General features: G+C 66.4%; 19 protein-coding genes. 11 read left to right on the top strand and 8 right to left on the bottom strand.

What is annotated here, in order from left to right; translation table 11 throughout:
* Positions 1-12: 12 nt before the first annotated feature.
* Complete coding sequence (locus AC1DIO_RS24605) at positions 13-273, bottom strand: GlsB/YeaQ/YmgE family stress response membrane protein (protein WP_476854235.1); 261 nt, start codon at positions 271-273, stop codon at positions 13-15.
* Positions 274-486: 213 nt separating this feature from the next.
* Between AC1DIO_RS24605 and AC1DIO_RS24600 the strand changes: the two genes are divergently transcribed.
* The 10 genes from AC1DIO_RS24600 (at position 487) to AC1DIO_RS24555 (ending at position 16255) form a co-directional block, all read left to right on the top strand.
* Complete coding sequence (locus tag AC1DIO_RS24600) at positions 487-1272, top strand: transglutaminase-like domain-containing protein (protein WP_441492265.1); 786 nt, start codon at positions 487-489, stop codon at positions 1270-1272.
* A 7-nt stretch (positions 1273-1279) separates the two neighbouring features.
* On the top strand, positions 1280-2191 hold the full coding sequence (locus tag AC1DIO_RS24595; RefSeq protein WP_476854234.1) for an NAD(P)/FAD-dependent oxidoreductase: 912 nt from the start codon (positions 1280-1282) through the stop codon (positions 2189-2191).
* A 346-nt stretch (positions 2192-2537) separates the two neighbouring features.
* On the top strand, positions 2538-3470 hold the full coding sequence (gene bcsN, locus AC1DIO_RS24590) for a cellulose biosynthesis protein BcsN (RefSeq protein WP_476854233.1): 933 nt from the start codon (positions 2538-2540) through the stop codon (positions 3468-3470).
* 26 nt (positions 3471-3496) lie between these two features.
* Positions 3497-5683 carry a UDP-forming cellulose synthase catalytic subunit gene (gene bcsA, locus AC1DIO_RS24585; RefSeq protein ID WP_441506842.1) on the top strand — a complete coding sequence of 729 codons (2187 nt, stop codon included), beginning with the start codon at positions 3497-3499 and terminating at the stop codon, positions 5681-5683.
* Entirely contained in the window at positions 5680-8157 is a 2478-nt protein-coding gene (locus tag AC1DIO_RS24580) for a cellulose biosynthesis cyclic di-GMP-binding regulatory protein BcsB (RefSeq protein ID WP_476854232.1), read from the top strand. Before bcsA ends, AC1DIO_RS24580 begins: the two co-directional genes overlap by 4 nt.
* On the top strand, positions 8154-9173 hold the full coding sequence (locus AC1DIO_RS24575; RefSeq protein WP_476854231.1) for a family 8 glycosyl hydrolase: 1020 nt from the start codon (positions 8154-8156) through the stop codon (positions 9171-9173). Before AC1DIO_RS24580 ends, AC1DIO_RS24575 begins: the two co-directional genes overlap by 4 nt.
* Complete coding sequence (locus AC1DIO_RS24570) at positions 9164-11356, top strand: hypothetical protein (protein WP_476854230.1); 2193 nt, start codon at positions 9164-9166, stop codon at positions 11354-11356. Before AC1DIO_RS24575 ends, AC1DIO_RS24570 begins: the two co-directional genes overlap by 10 nt.
* A gap of 156 nt (positions 11357-11512) precedes the next feature.
* Complete coding sequence (locus tag AC1DIO_RS24565; protein WP_441506846.1) at positions 11513-11776, top strand: hypothetical protein; 264 nt, start codon at positions 11513-11515, stop codon at positions 11774-11776.
* Between the two features lie 184 nt (positions 11777-11960).
* Complete coding sequence (locus AC1DIO_RS24560) at positions 11961-13091, top strand: efflux RND transporter periplasmic adaptor subunit (protein WP_476854229.1); 1131 nt, start codon at positions 11961-11963, stop codon at positions 13089-13091.
* 2 nt (positions 13092-13093) lie between these two features.
* The gene (locus tag AC1DIO_RS24555; RefSeq protein WP_476854228.1) at positions 13094-16255 is read left to right on the top strand and encodes an efflux RND transporter permease subunit; all 3162 of its coding nucleotides are present in this window, start codon (positions 13094-13096) and stop codon (positions 16253-16255) included.
* A 38-nt stretch (positions 16256-16293) separates the two neighbouring features.
* Here the strand turns inward: AC1DIO_RS24555 and AC1DIO_RS24550 are convergent, their stop codons facing one another.
* The 6 genes from AC1DIO_RS24550 to AC1DIO_RS24525 all read right to left on the bottom strand — a co-directional run bounded on the left by AC1DIO_RS24550 (position 16294) and on the right by AC1DIO_RS24525 (position 20941).
* Entirely contained in the window at positions 16294-16524 is a 231-nt protein-coding gene (locus tag AC1DIO_RS24550) for a hypothetical protein (RefSeq protein ID WP_441492255.1), read from the bottom strand.
* Between the two features lie 193 nt (positions 16525-16717).
* On the bottom strand, positions 16718-17422 hold the full coding sequence (locus tag AC1DIO_RS24545) for a fumarylacetoacetate hydrolase family protein (protein WP_476854227.1): 705 nt from the start codon (positions 17420-17422) through the stop codon (positions 16718-16720).
* A gap of 32 nt (positions 17423-17454) precedes the next feature.
* Entirely contained in the window at positions 17455-18207 is a 753-nt protein-coding gene (locus AC1DIO_RS24540; RefSeq protein WP_441492253.1) for an ABC transporter permease, read from the bottom strand.
* A 9-nt stretch (positions 18208-18216) separates the two neighbouring features.
* Positions 18217-19020 (bottom strand): ABC transporter ATP-binding protein, encoded by an 804-nt coding sequence (locus AC1DIO_RS24535; protein ID WP_441506936.1) that lies wholly within the window; start codon positions 19018-19020, stop codon positions 18217-18219.
* Positions 19021-19037: 17 nt separating this feature from the next.
* The gene (locus AC1DIO_RS24530; RefSeq protein WP_441492252.1) at positions 19038-19856 is read right to left on the bottom strand and encodes an ABC transporter permease; all 819 of its coding nucleotides are present in this window, start codon (positions 19854-19856) and stop codon (positions 19038-19040) included.
* A 92-nt stretch (positions 19857-19948) separates the two neighbouring features.
* Positions 19949-20941 carry an ABC transporter substrate-binding protein gene (locus tag AC1DIO_RS24525; RefSeq protein ID WP_476854226.1) on the bottom strand — a complete coding sequence of 331 codons (993 nt, stop codon included), beginning with the start codon at positions 20939-20941 and terminating at the stop codon, positions 19949-19951.
* 232 nt (positions 20942-21173) lie between these two features.
* On the opposite strand from AC1DIO_RS24525, the gene AC1DIO_RS24520 reads away from it, so the two are divergent.
* Positions 21174-21869 carry a FadR/GntR family transcriptional regulator gene (locus AC1DIO_RS24520; protein WP_441506851.1) on the top strand — a complete coding sequence of 232 codons (696 nt, stop codon included), beginning with the start codon at positions 21174-21176 and terminating at the stop codon, positions 21867-21869.
* A gap of 76 nt (positions 21870-21945) precedes the next feature.
* On the opposite strand, the gene AC1DIO_RS24515 is transcribed toward AC1DIO_RS24520, so the two are convergent.
* Positions 21946-22833 (bottom strand): aldo/keto reductase family oxidoreductase, encoded by an 888-nt coding sequence (locus AC1DIO_RS24515; protein ID WP_476832732.1) that lies wholly within the window; start codon positions 22831-22833, stop codon positions 21946-21948.
* Between the last annotated feature and the right edge of the window lie 23 nt (positions 22834-22856).

The raw sequence follows: 22856 nt of genomic DNA, 5'->3' as shown, positions 1-22856 counted from the left end.
CTGCTGCCGGGGTTAGACCGTGTGTCGGCGGTTCGCGAAAAACGCCCACACCCCCAGGACGATGACGGCGCCGATGATGGCCCCGATCAAGCCAGCACCTTCGCCGGGGGCGTACCAATGCATGGCCTGCCCGATGTATGTGGCAACGAAGGCACCCACGATCCCGAGGATGGTGGTGAGAATGAAGCCCGAAGGCTCGTTCGATCCAGGGGTTAGAAATTTGGCGACCACGCCGGCGAGAAAGCCGACGAGGATGGTCCCGAGAATGCCCATAATGTCCTCCCTCAAGCGTCTGGTCACATCCGAAGCTTGGCCACATCTGAAGGCGCAAGAGCCGCCGCAAACGACGCGCAAGCGCAGGTTCTGAACCGGCGAACGGCACAGAGGTTCCCTTTGGTTCGTCAGCCCGGGCGAATCCGCGCCGGCGGTTCGGAACGAAACCACTGCCAACTCCGTTTGGATCGCTGGGACAGTCCGGAGTTCAAGATGAAGCTGATCGCATCGGCCCAACTCGTCTATGGCTTTTCTACGCCGACGCAGGTGATCGGGCTGATCCAGGCGTCACATTCCAGCGATCAGTCGATCCTTGCGGAAGAATTGACTGTCAGCGGCGATGTGCGGCCCATCGCAGACGAGACACCCGCGGGAGATCGCCGGTTCCGGGCCTGCTTCTCGGGCGAGACGACGATCAGCTATACTGCCACGGTCGATAACGGCGTGCGCCAGTTGCTGCCTGCGTCGGGGCGCCAGCATGCGTGGAACGAACTGCCGGCCGAGGCGCTGTCCTATCTTCTGCCTAGCCGGTTTTGCCCGAGCCACCGCTTTCAGCGCTTTGCCCAGCGCGAGTTCGCAGGCGCGGGCGACGGCGTCAGCCGGGTGATGGCGGTTCTCGACTGGATCGCGTCCCATGTCGACTACGTCGCGGGCGTCAGCACGCCTGAATCGACGGCGGCGCATACTTTCACCGTCAGGGCGGGGGTTTGTCGCGACTTCACCCATCTCGGCATCACCTTCTGCCGTGCCCTGTCGATACCGGCTCGCGCAGTCAGCGCCTATTCGCTCGATGTCCAACCGCCCGATTTTCACGCCGTGATGGAAGTCTATCTCGAGAACGCCTGGTGGCTAGTCGACCCGACGCGCCTCGCCCCTATCGAGGGCATCATCCGCATCGCCCATGGCAGGGATTCGACGGATACCGCCTTCCTGACCACTGATAGCGCCTGTACCGTGATCTCGCAGACCGTCCAGGTCCGGCGCAGCGATGCAGCCTGAGGGACGCATGACAAACCAGCTCGATTGCCTCGTGATCGGCGGCGGCCCCGCGGGCCTGACGGCGGCGATCTATCTTGCGCGCTTTCACCTCAGCGTCACCGTCATGGACGCGGGCCATGGCCGCGCGCTGCAGATCCCCTGCACCCATAATCATGCCGGCTTTCCCGAAGGCATTTCCGGTCGCGAGCTGCTCTCGCGGATGCGGTCGCAGGCAATCCGGTACGGCACCTGGATTGTCGATCGCCGCGTCGAGGCGCTGACCCACGACGGTTCCGGCTTCGGGGCGCACGGGCGGGACGTCGACATCAAGGCGCGCTCGGTTTTGCTCGCCACCGGCGTCACGAACCGTCGCCCCCCGATTGCCGACGCGCTCCATGCCGAGGCGCTCATGCTGGGCCGCCTGCGCTACTGTCCGGTTTGCGACGGCTACGAGGTCACCGGGCAGAACGTCGCGGTCATCGGCTCCGATGCCGGCGCTGCGAATGAATGCGAATTCCTGCGGTCGTATACGGCGCGGGTCAGCCTTGTCCTCGATGGAACCGAGGGYCTTGCCGCCCCCCTGAATGAGCGTCTCGCGGGTCTCGGGGTTCGCATCATCGGCGGACCCGCGCAGGACTTCCGGCTGGAGGAGGATGGCCTGAGCCTGTCTTCGGCCGCGGGGCGGCTGCGTTTCGACACCGTCTATCCCGCCCTTGGCTCGGTCGTTCATTCCGACCTCGCGACCGCATTGGGCGCGGCCGTGACGGATGATGGCTGCATCCAGGTCGATCGCCACCAGCGCACCAGCATCGCGGGATTATACGCGGCCGGCGATGTCGTGATCGGTCTCGACCAGATCAGTCATGCCATGGGTCAGGCCGGCGTGGCCGCGACCGCGATCCGCAACGATCTCGCCGCATCCCGTCCGCAGCTGCGCTAGTCATGGCGGCAAGCCCCCTCCCTTCTGCGACGCCGGCGACAAGGATATTCCAGATCATCCGCTTCGCCGGCTTTCAATCCGGAACAGAGAAGGCCTGCCGAGTGTCGAGGCAGTCCCCGGCGACCATCGCAAAGATTATGGGGGATGAGATCGCCAGTATTCCAAATTCTCCCACTGCGCTCGCTCGACAGGGGTTGGTGCCGGTGCCGGAATTGTCTGTACTGGCAGGTATGATTCGATCGAGGGCCAAAGACTGGCCGCATCAGCCTGCGGTAAGAACGTGTTAATCTTTGTTAATCAATGGTTCCGACATGTCGATCGCTCCAAGACACCGGCCTGCGTGCCGATGAGCGTGTCCAGCCTGCGTCCGGCGCTCGGCCCGGCTCGCGGCCAGACCAGGGGGCGGTTCGCAACCCTTGCCGCCGCGGCCTTGCTGGGTGCGATGGCGGCAGGCTGCGGTGAGCAGAGGCTGACGGATGCCGAACTGTCGTTTGCAACACGCTCCATCGCCGTCGACCCGAGCCGCGCCCTCATCGTGCTGCCGCCGGGCGGGCCAGCGGTCGTGAACGTCACGCAGCGCAGCTACGAAAATGCCGTGTCCCAGACCGTTACGCTCGCCACGCGAGGCCGGACGCCGGGCGAGAATGCGATCTATGCCGCCTTCCTGACGGCGGCGGATGTTCCCGATACGAATGGTGTGGAAGGCAGGCTCCTCTCGCTTCCGAGCATCGAGGATTTCGCGATCGCGCGCGAGATGGAGGAGCGGCTTCCGGGCGTCGCCATGGTGCCGTCGGCCGCCTATGTGCAGAACCGCTACGGCCCGTTCGGCTATGCCTTTGGCCGCGGCCCCGGGGGCGATGGCTGTCTTTACGCCTGGCAGCGCGTCGCAAGCGATGACAGCCTTTTCCGCCCCAGATCGGGCGTGATCTCCGTGCGCCTGCGGATCTGTGCGCCGGGAGCGTCGGAAGCCGCCTTGCTGCGCCTCGCCTATGGGTTTTCCGTCAACGCCTCGCTCAGGCGCGCAGGCTGGAACCCGATCGGGGATGCGCCATCGCCGTCCCCCGATCTCGGCGAGGCCGGCGCGCCGATCTATCCCCTGCCCCAGGCATCCATGACCCAGACATTCCTGCCTGATGCGGTCGAGCGGCCACCTCGGGTTGCCCGCCCGAAACGTCCGCAGCCGGCCCGTACCGAGATKAGAGACCCTGTCCCGGACAGGCCTTTGCCGGACCGACCCCTGGAAGGATACCCGACCGTTCCGCCGCCCTTGTCGCCTTGACCGCAACCAGGATCACCTGAAGACCGATGCGAACAACGATCTACGTCATCGTCTGGGCTGTGATCGCCGCCTTGGTCGTGGTGCTGATCACCTTGCCGATCAGCCTGCAGGCGCATCTGATCGCGGGGGCGATCGTGGTCACGGCGATGATCGCGCTGAAGTTCCTGCGGCCTGACGGCGTCTGGCGGCTGATCGCGCTGGGATTGGGAACGGCGATCGTGCTGCGCTACATCTATTGGCGCACGACGAGCACCTTGCCGCCGGCGAACCAGATCGAGGACTTCATCCCGGCGATGATCCTCTATCTCGCCGAGTTCTATAATATCGGCATGCTGTTTCTCAGCCTGTTCGTGGTCGCGCTGCCCTTGCCGCCGCGCAAGACACCGCCGGTCGACCTGGAGAATGCGCCCACCGTCGACGTCTTCGTGCCGACCTATAACGAAGAGGCGGACCTGCTGGCGACGACGCTCGCGGCTGCGCTCGCGATGGATTACCCGGCCGATCGCCTGAAGGTCTTTCTCCTCGACGATGGCGGAACCGACGAGAAGTGCAACGCGGATAATTTCGTGGCCGCCAACGCCGCCAAGGAGCGCCGGGGGACGCTGCAAAAGCTATGCGAGGGCCTCGGCGTCACCTATCTGACGCGCGAGCGCAATATCAGCGCCAAGGCGGGTAACCTCAACAACGGTATCGCTCACTCCGAAGGCGAGTTGATCGTCGTCTTCGATGCCGATCATGCGCCCGCACGGTCCTTCCTCGCGGAGACCGTGGGCTTTTTCGGCCAGGACCCGAAGCTGTTCCTGGTGCAGACGCCGCATTTCTTCATCAATCCCGACCCGCTGGAGCGCAATCTCCAGACCTTCAAATACATGCCGTCCGAGAACGAGATGTTCTACGGCATCATCCAGCGCGGTCTCGACAAATGGGACGCCTCGTTCTTCTGCGGTTCGGCTGCGGTGCTGCGCCGCCAGGCACTCAAGACCACCAATGGCTTCGCTGGACGTAGCATCACGGAAGACGCCGAGACGGCGATCACCCTGCACGCCACCGGCTGGCACAGCGTCTATGTCGACAAGCCGCTGATCGCCGGGCTGCAGCCGGCGACCTTTGCGAGCTTCATCGGGCAGCGCTCGCGCTGGGCGCAGGGCATGATGCAGATCCTGATCTATCATCGCCCGCTGTTCAAAACCGGTCTCTCGCTGCCGCAGCGGCTCTGCTACTGCTCCTCGGCGCTGTTCTGGCTGTTTCCCTTCGCGCGCTGGATCTTCCTGATCTCGCCTCTGTTTTACCTGTTCTTCGGATTGCAGATCTTCACGGCATCGGGGGCGGAGTTCTTCGCCTATATCCTGAGCTATATGGTCGTGAACCTGATGATGCAGAACTATCTCTATGGCCGCTATCGCTGGCCATGGATCTCGGAACTCTACGAGTTCATCCAGTCGGTCTACCTGCTGCCTGCGGTCGTCTCGGTCCTCATCAATCCGGGCAAGCCGACCTTCAAGGTCACGGCCAAGAACGAATCTCTGGAAACCCGTCGCGTCTCCGAGCTGGGGCTGCCGTTCTTCATCATTTTTGGCGTCCTGGCGCTCGGTGTCGTCGCGACCTACTGGCGGATCATCACCGAGCCTTACAATGCCGACACGACCGTGGTCGTCGGCCTCTGGAACCTGCTCAACCTGCTGATGGCGGGCTGCGCGCTCGGCGTCGTCTCCGAGCGGCCGGAGGGGCGCGCGGCCCGGCGCTTCGCAGTGCGGCGCCGCGGCGAGATCACCATCGACGGGCAGACCGCGCCGATCGTCACCGAGAACGCCTCCGTCGACGGCGTCGGCATCCGCGTCCTGTCCCATGTTTTCGACAAGCTGCCTGTCGGCAGCGAGGCGCTCATTTCTTTCGAGACCACGATCAACATGCCGGCCGGCACGCTGCCGGTGCGTGTGATGCGCCTGGCGCCTGACGACAAGGGTTTGCTGATGGGCTGCCGCTACGCCCCGAGCGAAGCCCTGCACAGCCGCATGATCGCCGATCTCGCCTTTTCCGACGCCGAGCGTTGGACCCTGTTCCAGAAGGCGCGGCGCCAGAACATGGGGGTCGTCTACGGCACGATCCGCTTCCTGCGGATCGCGATCTTCCAGACGAGCCGCGGCTTGTCTTATTTCTTCGGCCTTTACCGCCTGACACGCTCTTCGGCGACACCGGCGAGGCCAGCGGAATGAGGCTGCAGCCATTCTCCCTGATGGCCGCCATGGCCCTGCCGCTGTTCTGCGGCGCCAGCATGGCCCAGGACGGGCGCGTGCAGCCAGCCCCGGCCGAGCCGGCCCCGTTCATGATCGCGCCTCCGGAGCAGCCGCCGGCCGCAAAGCCCCCCGTGGCACCGGCTGCACCTGCTGCTGAGCCCCCTGCCCCGAGCCAGCCGCCGAAGTCCGCGACGGCAGCGACTGCGCCCGTCCCCTTTGCGTTCAAGCCGTTGCTTCCTGCCGCCCGCGTCACCCTGGAAGGCGAGAGCGACAGCCGCAACTGGGCTTTCTTCCTGACGCAGGACGAAGCCGCTGCCGATCTGAACCTGGACGTGGCATTCCAGAATGCCCTCGTCGTGATGCCGGAAGCCTCGCGGTTGACCGTGCGGATCAATGGCGAGCGCGTCATCGAGCAGCCGATTGCATCGTCGGACCGGCTGGCGCGGCTCTCGGTCGCGATCCGCAAGGCGCTTTTGCGCGCAGGCGAGAATACGATCGGTTTCGAGGTCGTGCAGCGCCACCGCACGGATTGCACCCTGGCATCCACCTATGAACTCTGGACGCGCATCGACGGTGCCGGCACGCGACTGAGCTTTCGCAGCCCCGATGCCGCGCAGCTGCGTTTGCGAGGCATCGACGATCTGCCGTCGATCGGCGGGGACGAAAGCGGCCAGACGACGATCAACATCGTGGCGCCCAGCGCGTCGCGGGCGATCGCGGGCAACACCATTCTCGCCGTAGCCCAGGCCGTGGCCCTGCGCGGGCGCTTCGGGCAGGTCGTGGTGCGGGTTTCCGAACGGCCGCCGGAGCGGCTGCGGCCGGGCTCGCTGACGGTTGTGATCGGGACAGCGAACGAACTGGGCGAGCTACTCGGCACAATCCCGGAGGAAGCGGCCACCCGCAGCTTCCTCGGCTTCGTCGCCAGTCCGAAGCTGGGTCCGGCCACACTTCTCGTCACGGGCCAGGGCTGGCCGGATATCGAGGCGGTCGTCGCCAAGATCCTGACCGAGCCGGTTTCGAGGCCGACCAATATCAACCGCACAAGTATGGATACGGCGAGCTGGCACACGCCGAATCCACCTTACGTTACGGGCCGGCAGGTGCTGCGCTTCGCCGATCTCGGCGTTCCCACCCAGGAATCGACCGGCCGGCGCATGCGAGTGCGCGCCGTCGTCGCAATGCCCGGCGACTTTTTTGCGAACGCCTACGGTGAGGCCACGCTTCTTCTCGACGGCGCCTATTCCGCGGAGGTCCTGCCCGGCGTCAGCCATATCGAGATCTTCGTCAACGGCAATGTCGCCGCGACCGTGCCGCTCAACACGACGACCGGCGGCCTGTTCCAGCAATTCCCCATCACCGTGCCGATGCGGCATTTCCGGCCGGGGATCAATGAGCTCTGGCTCGAGGCCGTCACGATCGCGAGAACCGATCTGAGCTGCGGGCCCGGCGCGACGCTGCCTGGCAAGAGCCGTTTCGCGCTGTTCGATGCCACCTCGCTGGCCGTTCCGGATTTCGCGAAGATCGGCGTCAAGCCAAACCTCGCCGCCGTTTCCGGCACGGGATTTCCCTACTCGGTGGCGCCGCGCGTGGCCCTGGTCATGGGCCGGCTCGATGCCGCCAATTACGGCGCGGCGGCGACTCTGCTGGCGCGCCTGGCCCAGCGCGCCAGCCGGCCCATCGCGGTCGATCCGCTGGCGAACGCCGCCACCGTGGGAGATCGCCCGGCGCTGATCGTCGGCGCCGTCGGCCAGTTGCCAAGCGGCCTGCTGCCGCGCGTCGGCATCGCCGACACCGTCCGCACCACATGGCCACAGCGCGCCGACGCCGTCGTGGTCTCGCCCGATGCGGATGGCACGGCCGTGTTCGACGCCGTGCTCAACCGTTTCCAGGGCCGCCAGACGACACCGGAAGATTCAGGCGGCGTGCCGCAATCCACGAACGAGATCCGCGACCGGTGGCGGAACTCGCTCGGTGGCCCGCTGGCCCGCTATCTCGTTGCCTTCGACGGCTGGCTGCAGCGCACCTTCGACCTGTCATTTGCCCAATTGCGCACACCGTCGCGCTCGTCTTCGCTCTACGAGCCTGCCGAGGGAACCGACCTGATCGCAGCCCAGGCCGCCGATCCGGATACCCGGCAGGTCTGGACCGCCTTCGTCGCCCGGCGCGAAGAGGCGCTCGAGAGCAGCGTTGCCCGGATCGTGACGCCGGGCAATTGGGCTGCCATGGCCGGCAGGATCACGGCTTTCCGGGGTGGGCAGGAAACACATGTCCTCTCCGCCGACCGCACCTCCTTCTTCATGACGCGGCCCTTCAGCTTGACAAATATGCGCCTCGTCCTCGCCAACTGGATGTCGAGCAATATCGGCACCTACGCGCTGACGCTCCTGGCCGCCTGCATCAGCCTCGGCATCGGCACCGCGTTGATGCTCGGACGGTTGGGGCGGCGCTCATGAGAAAGCTCCTGGCTACATTCTCAGCCACCATGATGCTTCTCACATCGGCCCTGTCTGCCTCCCTCCCCGACGGCGCATGGGAGCTCTACCGGCAAAAATTCGTCACGCCCGAAGGGCGCGTGATCGACGATGCCAATAGCGGGATCAGCCATAGCGAGAGCCAGGGCTATGGCCTGCTGCTCGCCTGTCTCGCGGGCGACCGCAGCAGCTTCGCCAGCATATTCGCGTTCACGCGCACAGAGCTCCTGATCCGCGACGACGGGCTCGCGGCCTGGCGCTGGGACCCCAAGGCGAGCCCCCATGTCACCGACATCAACAATGCCAGCGACGGCGATCTGCTGATCGCCGAGGCCCTTGCCTGCGCCGGCGCGCGCTGGGCCATGCCGGCCTACACGGCGGCGGCGCGCCAGATCGCCCGGTCATTGGCCAAGGTCGCGCTGTTGAAGCGCGGTGGCGAGACCTGGCTGATGCCCGGCGCGGTCGGCTTTTCCGAGAAGKACCGGCCCGACGGGCCCGTGGTCAATCCATCCTACTGGGTGTTCGAGGCGCTGCCGGCGCTCGCGCAGCTCACCGGCGATCAGAGCTGGATGCAGGTGCAGGCGAGCGGCCTGAAACTGCTCGACACGCTTGCCAAGGCGAAGATGCTGGCGCCGGACTGGGTCTCGATCAAGGACACGCCCAGGCCTGCCGACGGCTTCCCGCCCCAGTTCGGCTACAACGCCATCCGCATCCCGCTCTATCTGATGCGGGCGGGGCTGGCCGACAAGGCGCGCATGGAGCCGTTCCGCAAGGCATGGGCCGGCGGGACTGCCGTGATCGACGTCAAGACCGGCAATCCCGTCGAGCCGCTGCCCGACGCCGGCTATCGCATTCTCGCGGCCGCGATGGCCTGCGCGCTCGACAAGACGCCAATCCCGGCGGAATTGAAGACCTTCCAGCCGACGGCCTATTATCCCTCGACCCTGCATCTTCTGTCCCTCTCGATGCTCCGCGAGAGGTATCCGCAATGCATGTGAAATACGCCGTCCTGGCGATCGTCCTCGCGAGTGCCGCGTTCTATGCCTTCGGCCGCCATGGCCGGGAGGTCGATCTGTCGTTGACGCCGCCTGCGGCGATCCGTCAGGCGGCCGCGGCCGGAAGCTCTTCCCCTGACAGCCAGCAACCCGCGCCGGAACTCGCTCAGGCGCAGCCGCCGGCGACCCCGCCCGGCCAACCGGCGCAGCGGCCCCCCGTCGTCGACGAGAGTGCCTTGCGCTATTTCGCATCTCAGGGCGACACGCGGCGCCTGGAGGCCGAGCTTGCCCGGCTGCGCGCCCTCTATCCGGAATGGAAGCCGCCCGCCGACCTGACGTCTCCGGCTCAAACCGGCGATCCCGAGCTCGAGCGGCTTTGGAAGCTCTTCTCGGAAGGCAAGATCGCCGAGGTCCGGGCCGCGATTGCGCAACGCGGCACCAGAGAGCCGAACTGGCGTGCGCCTGTCGATCTCGTCGCCCGGCTCGACGCCGCCGAGGCGGCGCAGCGGCTGGTCAATGCCTCCAATGCGCGGCAATGGGAGCAGGTGATCCGGATCGGCACCGAGACGCCGGCCTTGCTGACCTGCGCGAATGTCGATGCGCTGTGGCGGGTGGCCGAGGCCTTCGTGCAGACCGGCAAGCCCGAGCGGGCGCGGGACGCCTATTCCTATGTGCTGGGCAACTGCAACACCCCGGCAGAACGGATCGGGACGATGCAGAAGGCGCTGGCGACGCTGCCCGATACGCTGACGGACGCGCTTCTGGCGCAGGAGAGGCAGACCGAATTCTCCAGCATCCGTGACGAGATCGCGCGGCGGCGCATCGGGCGGGCTGCCGAGGATACCAAGCTCACCGTATCCGCCGACGACATCCGGCGGGTCGAGGCGCTTGCGAACGCCGCGACGACGCCGGACGATGCCATCCTGCTCGGCTTCTACACGCTGCGCCACAATGATCCGGTCAAGGCGGAGGCGCTGTTCCAGTCCGCCTTGCAGCGCAAGGGCGGAGCCAAGGCGGCGGAAGGCGCGGTGCTCGCGCTGGCCGCCAATCGCAAATATCGCGAGGCCGAGGCGCTGGGTTCGCAATGGCTGGACGCAGGCGCCGCCAACCGCAAGGCCTATCTCGACGCGGTGACGTCGCTGATCACGCAGGAACCGGCTCCGAAGCTGGATCGCGCCGTCGTCGAGCGGATCGCGAAGACCGTTGCGACCGACCGCTACGCGCCAGGCGCGGCCGGTCTCGGTTGGTATGCCTATAATGCCGGCCAGACCTCCCCGGCCGAGACATGGTTCGAAACCGCCCTCTCCTGGGACCGTGGCTATGAGCCGGCCGCCTATGGGCTTGCCCTGGCACGGCAGCGCCTGCGGGACCAGGCCGGCCTGCGCGCGATCGTCAACGACTGKGGCGGCCGCTCCGAACGGATCGCCGCGCTGCTCGATCCGCGCCGCAACCGCGCCTCGCGCGGCCAAGATGCGCATGGCCAGGATGCGCGTGACCAGCAGCAGCGCCGGGATGATGTCGCCGCTCCGGCCGTGCCGGTCATACGCGAGCGAGACCCGATCGAACCCGCACTGAGCCGCCCGGTGCGCTCCCGGGCAGCCCGGCAGACCGTCCAGACCGTCCAGGCCGATAGCGACGCTGAGCCTGTCCGGCGCCGCCAGGCGGCAGCGCCCGCTTCCGGCAGTTGCGGCAATGGCCAGTCGGGCGCGGCAGCATTGCAGCGCGGCTGGTGCCTGCTCAACCTGAAGCGCCCTGCGGCTGCGGCCGAGGCTTTCGAGGCCGCGATGCGCAGCAGCTCGGGCCAGGTCGCGGCCGACGCGGCCATGGGCAAGACCTATGCGAAGCTCCAGCAAGGCCTGACGGCGGAGGCCAATGTCGCGGCGGCGCAGACCAATCCGGCTCCCGCGCAGCGCCGCGAACTCTCGGCGCTGCTGCTCTCCGAGCGGTTCTATGCGCAATATGACCACAAGGACTTCAACGGCGCCCTGGTAACCCTGTCGGAACGTGCCCGTCTTGCTCCCGAAACCACCGACCTGATGATGATGCGCGGCTGGTCCTACTTCCATCTCGGCCGCTACACCGATGCCAGCAGGGTCTTCACGGCGCTCTACAGGAGCAACGGGTCGCCGCAGGCGCTGGCCGGATTGACCGCGATCGGCGATGTGACGCGCCAGAACAGGTACTGATTTCGCGCGCGGTCAGTGACTGAGGCCGGGCGAGCACCGCTTCATCTCCCGCGTATGGCCAACCGACAAAGGCGCGAGTCTTTGCCGCGGGAACCGATAGCCGGGCCGATCGTTTGACTGTCTCGCATCAGCTTATGACAGGACGGGAGGTCCGCCATGCCTCTGATCGACGAAGCCAAACCCGTGGCCGCGGGGGTGAGCGCGGCAGGTCGTCGGGATGATCCGCGCGTCCAGAGAATTGCCAGGGCGATGTGTCGCGCCGCGCGCATCGACCCCGAGCAGCCGGCCGGAACGGTGGCGATCTTCACGATCATGCACTGCCACGCCGGACGGTCGGAGAATGATCCGGCCTGGATGTTGTTCGCGCGTCAGGCTGAACTCTTCATCGCGATGAATCCGGACGTGGTCGAACCGCTCTGAACCGTCACGGAGACGCCGACAGCCTCGGCGAACCCAGCCCCTCGCGGTTTCGGCATCAGCCGGGCTCTGTGCAAGCGCCCGGAAGTTTGTCACCATGGGCTCAGATCCCAGCGGGGTTCGATCCCACGGGAGTTATGATCCTGGGGGCTTGGGTCCCTGGATCGGTCATTTGCGGGGCATACGGATGACGTTCCGGCTGCTTGTCTCGATTGCGGTGATGGCGCTGGCGCTCGGCGCCTGCAACGACAGGCAAGCCGCGCAACCTCCGGCCGCCCCGCCTGCGCCCGCCGTCGGCATCCAGCCCGCCGCCAAGAAGGGCGTGACCTGGTCCTATTCCTTCGTCGGCCGCATCAAGGCGCCCGAAAGCGTGGCGCTGATCGCCCGCGTGCAGGGCTTCCTCGACAAGATCCAGTTCACCGAGGGGCAGGAGGTCAAGGCCGGCGACACGCTCTACCAGATCGAGAAGGTGCAATATCAGGCGCAGCTCGACCAGGCGACGGCCAACCTCGCCGCCGCCAAGGCCCAGGAGCTCAACGCTCAGCTCACCTATGCGCGCTCGCAGGACCTGGTGAAGACGCAGGCCGTCTCGCAGGCGACGCTCGACAGCAACCGCGCCGCTCTCGACGTCGCCCATGCCTCTGTGCTGCAGAACCAGGCGGCGCTGACCCAGGCCAAGGAGAATCTCGGCTATACCGACATCATCGCCCCGATCGCCGGCCGCATCGGCCGCACGGCCTATACGCAGGGCAATCTCGTCGGCCMCAGCAGCACCCCGCTTGCGACCATCGTCAGCCAGGACCCGATGTATGTCCTGTTCCAGGTCAGCGTACGCCAGCTCGAGGAACTCCGCGAGGCGCGCCGGCGCGAGGATGGCAGCCAGAGCAAGATCGCGATCACCGTGCGCCTGTCCTCCGGCAAGGAATACCCCCATCCCGGCGTCTGGAACTATACCGACCCGCAGGTCGACCAGCAGACCGACACCGTGACCATGCGGGCCTCGCTGCCCAACCCCGATCGCCAGCTGATCGACGGCGAATTCGTCTCGGTCGAGGTCCGCGAGCGGAGCCAGCAGGCACGCCTCGTCGTGCCGCAGGCGGCCGTCCAGGTCGATCAGGCCGGCAGCTACGTCATGGTCGTCGACAAGGACAGCAAGGCCCAGCAGCGCCGCATCAAGCTGGGCCCGCAGCAGGACGCCGATGTCGTCGTCGAAACCGGATTGACCGAGGGCGAGAACGTCATCGTCGAAGGCCTGCTCAAGGTGCGCCCCGGCCTGACCGTCTCCGCCACGCCCGTTGCTCCGGCAAGCGGGAGCTAGACGTGATCTCGTCGATCTTCGTCGACCGGCCGCGCCTCGCCTTCGTCGTCTCGATCGTCATCACGCTGGCGGGCCTCATCGCCATCTTCACGATCCCGGTTGCGCAGTTCCCCGATATCGTGCCGCCGCAGGTCACCCTGACCGCGAGCTATCCCGGCGCCGATGCCGAGGTGGTCGAGACCACCGTCGCCCAGCCGATCGAGCAGCAGATCAACGGCGTCGACAACGCGCTCTACTACCAGTCGACCAGCGGCGCCGACGGCAGCTACACGCTCAACGTCACCTTCGCGCTCGGCACCAACCCGGACATCAATACCGTCAATGTCCAGAACCGCTCGTCGCTGGCCCAGCCGCAGCTCCCGACCGAGGTCACGCGTCAGGGCCTGACCGTCCGCAAGAAATCCGCCGCGCTGCTGCAGGTGGTCGAGATCCACTCGCCGAAGCACACATTCGACTCGCTCTATCTCAGCAATTACGCGACGATCAACCTGGTCGACGCGCTCGCCCGCATCAACGGCGTCGGCCAGGTCAGCCTGTTCGGCCCGCTCGATTACTCGCTCCGGGTCTGGCTCGATCCGAACCGGCTGACGGCGCTCAGCCTGACACCGAGCGACGTCATCTCCGGGGTCCAGGGCCAGAACGTGCAGGCGGCGCTCGGCCGCATCGGAGCCGCCCCGGTCAGCAGCGACCAGCAATACCAGCTCACGGTCAAGACGCAGGGCCGCCTCACCAAGCCGGAGGAATTCGCCAATATCGTTCTGCGCACCAATCCCGGCGGCTCGGTCGTGCGCGTCAGGGATGTGGCGCGCGTCGAGATCGGGGCCCGCACGGCCGATCGCTACAGCCGTTTCAACGGCGCGCCGGGCGCCGCCATGGGCATCTACCAGTCGCCAGGCGCCAATGCGATCGATGTCGCCAAGAAGGTGCGGGCGACGATGGAGGCGCTCTCCAAGCGCTTCCCCGAGGATCTCGCCTACGGCATCTTCTTCGACACCACGGTCTTCGTCAGCGCCACGATCGACGAGGTCATCCGCACCCTGCTCGAAGCCTTCGTGCTGGTCGGCCTCGTCGTCTTCCTCTTCCTCGGCAAGCTGCGCACCACCATCATCCCGCTGGTCGCGGTACCGGTCTCGATCATCGGCACCTTCGCCGTCATGCTGGTGATCGGCTTCACCGCCAACACGGTCTCCCTGCTCGCGCTCGTGCTCGCCATCGGCATCGTCGTCGACGACGCCATCGTGGTGATCGAGAATGTCGAGCGCGTCGTCGAGGAGGAGCCGGAGCTTTCGATCGCGGACGCGACCAAGAAGGCGATGGCCGAGATCACCGGGCCGATCATCGCCATCACCTTCGTGCTGCTCGCGGTCTTCGTGCCGGTCGCCTTCATTCCCGGCATCAGCGGCCAGCTCTTCCGGCAATTCGCGGTCGCCGTCTCGACCGCCATGCTGATCTCGGCAATCAACGCCCTGACGCTGAGCCCGGCGCTCTGCTCGATCCTGATCAAGCGCGGCCATGGCGGCGGCGGGCCGATGCGCTACGTGATGAACGGCATCGACAAGGTCCGCGACGGCTATGCCGCGATCGTCAGGCGCCTGGTCAGGGTCGCCGTCGTCGTCCTGTTCGTGCTCGCCGGCATCCTGGCCGCGACGGGCGGGCTGTTCCTGACCACGCCGCAGAGCTTCCTGCCGGAAGAGGACCAGGGCGCCTTCTTCATCGCGATGCGCCTGCCCGAAGGCGCCTCGGTGAACCGGACCGCGGCCGTGGTCGAGCAGGTCGAGAGCATCGTCCGGCCGGTCGCCGGCGTCCAGGGCGTGCTTTCCGTCGTCGGCTTCAATTTCATCGACGGCCTCGCCTCCTCCAACCAGGCCTTCTTCGTCATCCGCCTGAAGCCGTTCGAGGACCGCAAGGATCCGGCGCAAGGGGTCGGCGCGATCATCGGGGCGCTGCGGCCGCAGCTTGCCGCCGTGCAGCAGGCAACGGTCTTTCCGTTCAACCTGCCGCCGATCATCGGGCTCGGCAGCACCGGCGGCTTCCAATATGTGCTCGAAGCCCTGCAGGGCCAGTCGCCGACCGACATCGCAGCCACGATGCGCGGCCTGCTCATCGCCGCCAACCAGCAGCCCGAGCTCGCCGCGGTCTTCAGCACCTTCGCCGCCGACACCCCGCAGATCTATCTTGATATCGACCGCGACAAGGCGCAGGTGCTCGGCGTCCAGATCGCCGACATCTTCAACGCCCTCCAGGCGACGCTCGGCGGCTTCTACGTCAACGACTTCAACGTCTTCGGCCGGACCTGGCAGGTCAATGTCCAGGCCGAGACGCCCTTCCGCCGGGCCGTGACCGATATCGGCAAGATCTATGTCCGCGGCAAAACCGGCGCGATGGTGCCGCTGAACGCGCTCTCGCAGGTGCGCCTCGTCACCGGGCCGCAGGCCCTGACCCGCTACAATGGCTACCGGGGCGCGATCGTCAACGGCTCGCCGAAGCCCGGCGTCAGCTCGGGTCAGGCGATCCGGGCCATGGAGCGCATCTCGGCGACGACCCTGCCGGCGGGCTTCGGTTTCGAATGGACCGGCACGGCCCTGCAGGAGAAGGCCGCAAGCGGCGGCACCCCGATCGTCATCGCGCTCGCCCTGCTCTTCGCCTATCTCTTCCTCGTCGCGCTCTACGAGAGCTGGAACGTGCCGATCGCGGTGCTGCTCTCGGTCACGGTCGCGGTGCTCGGCGCAGTCGCCTCGGTTGCGCTGACCGGCGTCAGCCTCGGCGTCTACGCCCAGATCGGCCTCGTCGTGCTGATCGCGCTCGCGGCGAAGAACGGCATCCTGATCGTCGAATTCGCGCTGGAGCAACGCGCCAAGGGCGAGTCGATCATCGATTCCGCCGTGTCCGGCGCCAGGCTGCGCTTCCGCCCGGTGATGATGACGAGCTTTGCCTTCATCCTCGGTCTGCTGCCGCTGGTGATTGCCACGGGGGCCGGCGCGCTCAGCCGGCGGGCGGTCGGCACGCCGGTCTTCGGCGGCATGCTCTTCGCCTCGATCTTCGGCATCTTCCTGATCCCGATGCTCTATGTCGTGTTCCAGCGGATGCGCGAGCGCAGCAGGGGCAGGCCGAAAGACGCGGCCCCGGCCAGCGAGCCGGCCCCCGCCCCGGGCCCTGGACACTGAGCCCAGGTCCGGTGCCGGAGCGTCCGCTCAGGCTTGGATCACAGATCCCGCGTGCGGTCGGGGAGCTTGTCGATCGCCTCGTCCGCGCCCTGGTCCTTCTTGAGCACGCCTTCGCGCAGAACCTTGGTGGCCGCGTCGGCCTCCTTCTTCGTGTCGCCGGGAAGAGGTGCCGTCTCGGGCGTAGCAGTGAGACCGATATCCTTGGGCTTCTTGCCGTCATTGCGGGCCGTTGCCGCGAATGTGGCAAGGGATTCGGGTTGTTTGGCCATTGGAGCCTCCCTGGTTTCCAGGGTAACCCGCCAGCCAGCGAACCTGTTCCAGGGCGTTATCGGCAACAGCCCTGGCCGAAGGCGCCGACAGTCGCGCCGCGATAGTGAAACCGGACGGCGCCCATCAGGCAAATTGCCCCTCACGGCACGACCGGCCGAGGCCGGCCTGCCGTGAGGGGCGCGGTCGCCGCGCTCAGGCGACCTTGGCGTGCACCGTTCCGATGCCCTCGACATGGCCCTCCATCACGTCACCGCGGACGATGGCGCCGACGCCCGACGGCGTGCCGGACATGATCAGGTCGCCCGGCTGCAACTCGAACAGGCCGGAGAGATACGAGATCATCTCCGGCACCTTCCAGATCATGTGGTTGAGATCGCCCTGCTGGCGGATTTCGCCATTCACTTTGAGCCAGACCGCACCGTTCTCGGGATGGCCGATCGTGCTCGCAGGCACGATTTCGCTGAGCGGCGCGGAATGCTCGAAGGCCTTGCCGATCTCCCAGGGCCGGCCCGCCTTCTTGCACTCGTCCTGCAGATCGCGCCGCGTCATGTCGAGGCCCACCGCATAGCCATAGACATGCTCGAGCGCGCGCTCGACCGGGATATCCTTGCCGCCCTTGGCAAGGGCGACCACCATCTCGATCTCGTGGTGCACATTGCTGCTCCGCGGCGGATAGGGGAAATCGGCGCCATCGAGGACGACGCTGTCGGGGTTCTTCTGGAAGAAGAAGGGCGCCTCGCGGTTGGGGTCGCCGCCCATCTCGATGGTGTGGGCGGCATAGTTGCGGCCAACGCAGTAGATGCGGTGAACGGGGAACCGGCTTTGCGTCCCCCGCACCGGGACCGTGACCTGTTGCGGGGCCTGGACGACATGGTTCTGAGGCGTGGCGATATTCATCTTGCGGGATCCTTCGTTGGCAAGAGAGGTCTTCAGCGCGCGGCGGCGTAATAGCCGAACCGACGTTCGAGCCGGGCGAGCAGTTCGTTGAGGGTGAAGGCGAAGGCGAAGAGCACGAGCAGCAGCGCCCAGAAATGCTCCATCAGGAAATGCGATTGGTAGATTTCGAAGAGCGTGCCGAAGCCGACGACGGAGACCAGCAGCTGCCCTATGACCACGCCCTTGACGGCGCGGATCATGCCGAGCCGGATGCCCGCCAGGATTTCGGGGAGTGCCGCCCACAGATAGATCCGGCTGAAGGCCTGCCAGCGATTGGCGCCGAAGCTGCGCGCCATCTCGACCAGCGAGGGCGAAATGGCGCGGATGCCGGCGCGCGTGTTGAGCACGATGATCCACATCGAGAAGAGCACGACGGTCAGCACGATCGTCGTCTCGCCCAGCCCGAACAGCACCATGATGACCGGCACCAGCGCGCTGAGCGGCGCGGAGAGGAAGAGGTTCACCCAGGGCAGGAGAAGCCGGTCGGCAATGACCGAGCGGCCCATCACGATGCCGAGCGGGACGCCGACGCAGATCGCAATCGTGTTGCCGAGCAGGAAAGCGCGGCCGGTGATCAGCAGTGCGTCGAGGAAGGAGGCTGTCGGGACGATCTCGAAGACGCGCCAGATGATGCGCGACAGCGGCGGCAGGATGAAGCCGGCATCGGTATGACCGGCGATCTCCCAGATCACGGCCCAGACGAGAAGCGCCGCCATCATCGGAAGGCGGATACCTGAAATGACCATGGCCGACTCCTAGTCCAAGTAATGCCGGAGCTGCTGCCAGATCGCCTCGACGACATCGAGATAGGCACTGTCACGCCTGATCTTCTCGGGGTCGCCGCCACGGACTATCTGCGGCTCGATGATCGCCGAGACGCGGCTCGGCCGGCGCGAGAGCAGCGCAATCCGATCGGAGACATAGACCGCCTCCTCGATGCTGTGCGTGACGAAGATGAAGGATTTTCCTTCATTGGCGACGAGTTCCAGCAGCTCTTCCTGGAACTTGCGGCGGGTCTGCTCATCCACGGCCGAGAACGGTTCGTCCATCAGCACGACCTTGGCATCGACCGCCAGCGCACGCGCCAGGCCGACGCGCTGGCGCATGCCGCCGGAGAGTTCGTGCGGGTATTTCTGTTCAAAGCCCTTGAGGCCAACGCGCGCGATATGGCGTTCGGCGATCGCCTCGCGCTCGCTATGGGCGACGCCGCGCAGCTCGAGCCCGAAGGCGACATTGCGGATGACGCTGGCCCAGGGCATCAGCGCAAAATCCTGGAAGACGAAGGCGCGTTCKGGGCCGGGCCCGGTCACCTCGCGGCCATCGACGAGAACCTGGCCGCCGGTGGCGGGGATCAGGCCTGCGATGATCTTGAGCAGCGTGGTCTTGCCGCAGCCCGAGGGGCCGAGCAGCGTCGTCAGGCGCCCTTCCGGAAACTCCAGCGAGATGCCGCTCAGCGCCTCGACGCCGCCGGCATAGGTTTTCGAGACGCTGCGCACTTCGACGATCGGCCGGGCCGCGCGGGCGGGAAACGGCGGACGGTCACCGAGGTGCTGCGGCATGATGGCTGCGTTGGGGGTCATCTGCGCACCTCCGGTCGAAACAGGGTGACTTCGATCCGCTCGAGCAGCTCGATGAACAGGACCGAGAACACGATGATGGCGAGGATGGCCGCGTACATCTTGGGATAGTCGGCGACCGATTGGTTGTAGGAGATCACGTCGCCGATGCCGGTCGGCGTGATCAGCAGTTCGGCGAGGATCACGCCGATGAAGGCGGCGGCGCAGCCGAGCCGAAGGCCTGCGAAGATCATCGGGCTGGCTGCCGGCAGGATGATCAGGCGGATGCTCTGGCTGCGCGTCGCGAGAAACGAGCTGCCCATTTCGAGAAGCGATTTCGGCGTGTTGCGCACGGCGCCGAGCGTGTTCAGCACGATGACCGGCATCGCCATGATGCAGACGGTCATGACCTTGGCGGTCAGCCCGATGCCATAGGCGAAGGTCAGGATCGGGATGAGGGCCGCCAGCGGCGCCGCCTGGGCGATCACGAAGATCGGCGCGAACAGCCATTCCGAGGGTTCGTGCAACCCCATCAGCACGCCAAGCGCGACGCCGCACAGGATCGAGGCGGTCAGCCCGATGACGAGCGGGTGGAGTGTGATCAGGAAGGCCTTGAACAGGGTTCCATCGGCCATGATCGCGCGAAGACCACCGAGCGTTTCCAGGAAAGTCGGAAAGGCGGGGCTGAGCGGTATCCGCCCGGCATATTCCCAAAGCGCGAGAGCGGCCGCGAAGGACACCAGGCGCAGCACGAGCGGATGGATCAGGAGATCGCGCCAGCGCTGGGCCGGAGCCCTGCCAAGCGCCGGCAGGGCAGGAGCAAGTTCGGAAATCTGCAAGGGAGAGCACTCCGCTTGTGCGCGTTTTCGAAACGAGGGGTCCCCAGGCCGGATGCTGCATGCACCGGCCCCGGGGACGGGTCCGGACGAGGCTAGCTGCCCAGGGCCTTGCGTGCCCGCTCCAGCGGCGCGAGGTACCAGAAATCCTCGACCTTCAGCTCGGCGGCCGGACCCTGCAGCTGGCCGGCCTCGGTGTAGAACTCGAAATCAGCCTTCGCGACCTCGGCGCTGCCGCCGGCCGGCGCATAGACGCCTTCCTTGGTCGCCAGCGTGTAGAATTTGGTGATGCCCTCCAGTACCTCCTTCGGCTGGTCGGCCATCAGCTTGCGCTTGACCCTCTCCTGCTCGACGATCGCCGGATTGGCCGCCATTTCCTGCCAGAGCCGCAGGAATTCGGTGACGATGACATCGACCTGCTTCTCGTTCTTCTGGATCCAGTCGGTCCGGCCGAACAGCGTCTCGTCGGAAGCCGGCTCGCTAACGCCGGGCAGGACATGGAAGCGGTCGCCCGCCTTCTCCAGCAGCAGGTTCTTGTTGGCGAGATCGACGATGGTGGCTTTGATCTGGCCCTTCATCATGCCGATGATCCGGTTCTCCGAGCCCGGCACATAGCTGCGCTCGCCAAACTGGATGCTCTCACGCTTGGCGATAATGTTGCCGATCGCCTCGGTTCCGGTGGCGCGGGCGTGAAAGGCGATCGGCTGGCCGTTMATGTCCTTCCAGGTCTTGTAGGACTTGTCCGCGACCGGGAAGAAGACGAGGCGCGTGCCCTGGAAGAGCACGCGCAGCGGCGCCTTGCTCTTCTGGACGACCGCGTAGGGCGTGCCGACGCCGAGATCCGCCTGGCCGTTGATCACGGCCTGGATGGCAAGGTCCTCCTTCGAGAAATGCGTCACCTGGTAGTCGACGCCCTTCTCCTTGGCGCGCTCCAGCGCGATGATCATCGAGAGCGTCTCGGTCGACAGCACGTCTCCCAGCGCAACCCTGACCTTCGCTTGCGCCTGCGCGGCGGCGCTTCCGAGCATCAGCGCAGCGCCGACGGCGGCGGCTCCGAACAGGACGGACCTTCTCCTCAACGGCTTCATGATCTGACTCCTCCCAGAGTTCTGTTTGGCTTTTTGCGCGATCTTGGTCGCAACCAATTTTATTTTGGGCACTGTCATGTGCCGGATTGATCCTGTCAAGGCTTCGATTTGCAGTAATTTGCCCGAAAATCCTTGCGCAACGCAGCAATAATCACAACCAATATTCAAAATGGTTGCGCTCGCCCGCGATCCATGGGATCACGATCACGTTCCCCATTGCCGGTCGCACATCATGGATCAGAAAGCCCCCACCCCGCCCGATGCCGATGTCTCGGGCGTCCTGACGCAGCTCTATGGCTACATCACCGCGGCGCAGCTGCCGGATGACGGGCGCCTGCCGCCGGAGCGGGAGCTGGCCGAACTGCTAGGGGTGAAGCGCACAGAACTGCGCAAGGGCCTCGCCGCGCTCGAACGCGAGGGCCAGCTCTGGCGCCATGTCGGCAAGGGCACGTTCGTCGGCCCCAAGCCGCCGCAACTGGTCGATATCGCGGACCTGGTGCAGCGCAGCAATCCGGTCCAGGTGATGAAGGCGCGGATCGGCCTCGAGCCCGAGCTCTCACGCCTCGCGGCGATCAACGCCACGGTGGCCGAGATCGCGACGCTCGCCGAACTGAACGCCTCCTGCCGCGCCGCGACGAGCTGGCGCGAATACGAGGCTTATGACGCGCGCTTCCACCACCAGATCGCCGAGGCCGCGCATAACCCGATCCTGATCGCGCTTTTGGAAACGCTGAACGCTGTGCGCCGCGCCGTCACCTGGGGGCGGCCGCGACCGAGCCATTCAAGCCCGCCTGCCGATCATCACAGCTTCGAGGACCATGACCGGATCGTCGACGCGATCGCCCACCGCGAGCCCGGGGGCGCCGCGGACGCGATGCGCCGGCATCTGCAGAATGTCGAGGACCGGCTGATCGGGCGCTCGCCCTGAGGCAGGGCACCTCCTCGATTGCCGTCTGATACCGCCATCGCGCATGGGCCCGGCAAGCATGCCCCACGCGCTGCCGTCAGGCCCGGACCGAAGCGGATCCCGCTGCGATGGTGTTCAACGCCGCGATCGCCTCACCGCTCAGGTCCAGCACGCCGGCGGCGATATTCTCGCGGAGATGAGCGACCGAGCCGGTGCCCGGGATCAGCAGAATATTCGGCGCGCGCTGCAGCAGCCAGGCGAGCGCGACCTGCATCGGCGTTGCGCCGACCCGCGCCGCGACCTCGGTCAGCCCAGCCGATTGCAGGGGCGAAAAGCCTCCGAGCGGGAAGAAGGGTACATAGGCCGTGCCCGCAGCTGCCAGTTCGTCGATCAGCGCGTCATCCGTGCGGTGAACGAGATTGTAGTGGTTCTGGACGCAGACGATCTCGCAGATGCCGCGCCCCTCCCCGACCTGCCTGGCGGTGACATTGCTGAGACCGATATGGCGGACAAGGCCCTGCTGCTGGAGTTCGGCGAGCACGGTCAGCTCGGCAGCCAAGCTGCCCTCAGCCGGGCCATGGCCATCGCCCCAGAGTCGCAGGTTGACGACATCGAGCGCCTCGAGCCCGAGATTGCGCAGATTGTCGTGCACGGCCTGCCGCAACGCGTCCGGCGAGGTCGCGGGAAGCCAGGATCCGTCAGCGCCGCGCCGGGCGCCGATCTTGGTGACGATGACGAGATCGTCGGGATAGGGCGACAGCGCCTCGCGGATCAGCTGGTTGGTGACATGCGGGCCGTAGTAATCGCTCGTGTCGATATGGTCGACGCCGCAGGCAATCACCTCGCGCAACACCGCGAGCGCCGCATCCCGGTCCTTCGGCGGGCCGAATACGCCAGGCCCGGCGAGCTGCATGGCACCGTAGCCGAGCCTTTTCACCTGGCGGGTGCCGAGGCGCCAGGTCGGGGATGGGCTCCTGCCAGGCATGGTCGCTCTCCTGTCGATGAAGG

This window comes from Allobosea sp. 05T439 (genome assembly GCF_056396005.1).
Note: the sequence above shows the minus strand (reverse complement) of the source record. Positions and strands in the feature narration are given on the sequence as shown.

What these genes read in the sequence shown, in the direction of transcription:
- AC1DIO_RS24605 (WP_476854235.1), bottom strand. Translation starts at nt 273, where the DNA reads ATGGGCATTCTCGGGACCATCCTCGTCGGCTTTCTCGCCGGCGTGGTC.
- AC1DIO_RS24600 (WP_441492265.1), top strand. Translation starts at nt 487, where the DNA reads ATGAAGCTGATCGCATCGGCCCAACTCGTCTATGGCTTTTCTACGCCG.
- bcsA (WP_441506842.1), top strand. Translation starts at nt 3,497, where the DNA reads ATGCGAACAACGATCTACGTCATCGTCTGGGCTGTGATCGCCGCCTTG.
- AC1DIO_RS24580 (WP_476854232.1), top strand. Translation starts at nt 5,680, where the DNA reads ATGAGGCTGCAGCCATTCTCCCTGATGGCCGCCATGGCCCTGCCGCTG.
- AC1DIO_RS24565 (WP_441506846.1), top strand. Translation starts at nt 11,513, where the DNA reads ATGCCTCTGATCGACGAAGCCAAACCCGTGGCCGCGGGGGTGAGCGCG.
- AC1DIO_RS24550 (WP_441492255.1), bottom strand. Translation starts at nt 16,524, where the DNA reads ATGGCCAAACAACCCGAATCCCTTGCCACATTCGCGGCAACGGCCCGC.
- AC1DIO_RS24545 (WP_476854227.1), bottom strand. Translation starts at nt 17,422, where the DNA reads ATGAATATCGCCACGCCTCAGAACCATGTCGTCCAGGCCCCGCAACAG.
- AC1DIO_RS24540 (WP_441492253.1), bottom strand. Translation starts at nt 18,207, where the DNA reads ATGGTCATTTCAGGTATCCGCCTTCCGATGATGGCGGCGCTTCTCGTC.
- AC1DIO_RS24520 (WP_441506851.1), top strand. Translation starts at nt 21,174, where the DNA reads ATGGATCAGAAAGCCCCCACCCCGCCCGATGCCGATGTCTCGGGCGTC.
- AC1DIO_RS24515 (WP_476832732.1), bottom strand. Translation starts at nt 22,833, where the DNA reads ATGCCTGGCAGGAGCCCATCCCCGACCTGGCGCCTCGGCACCCGCCAG.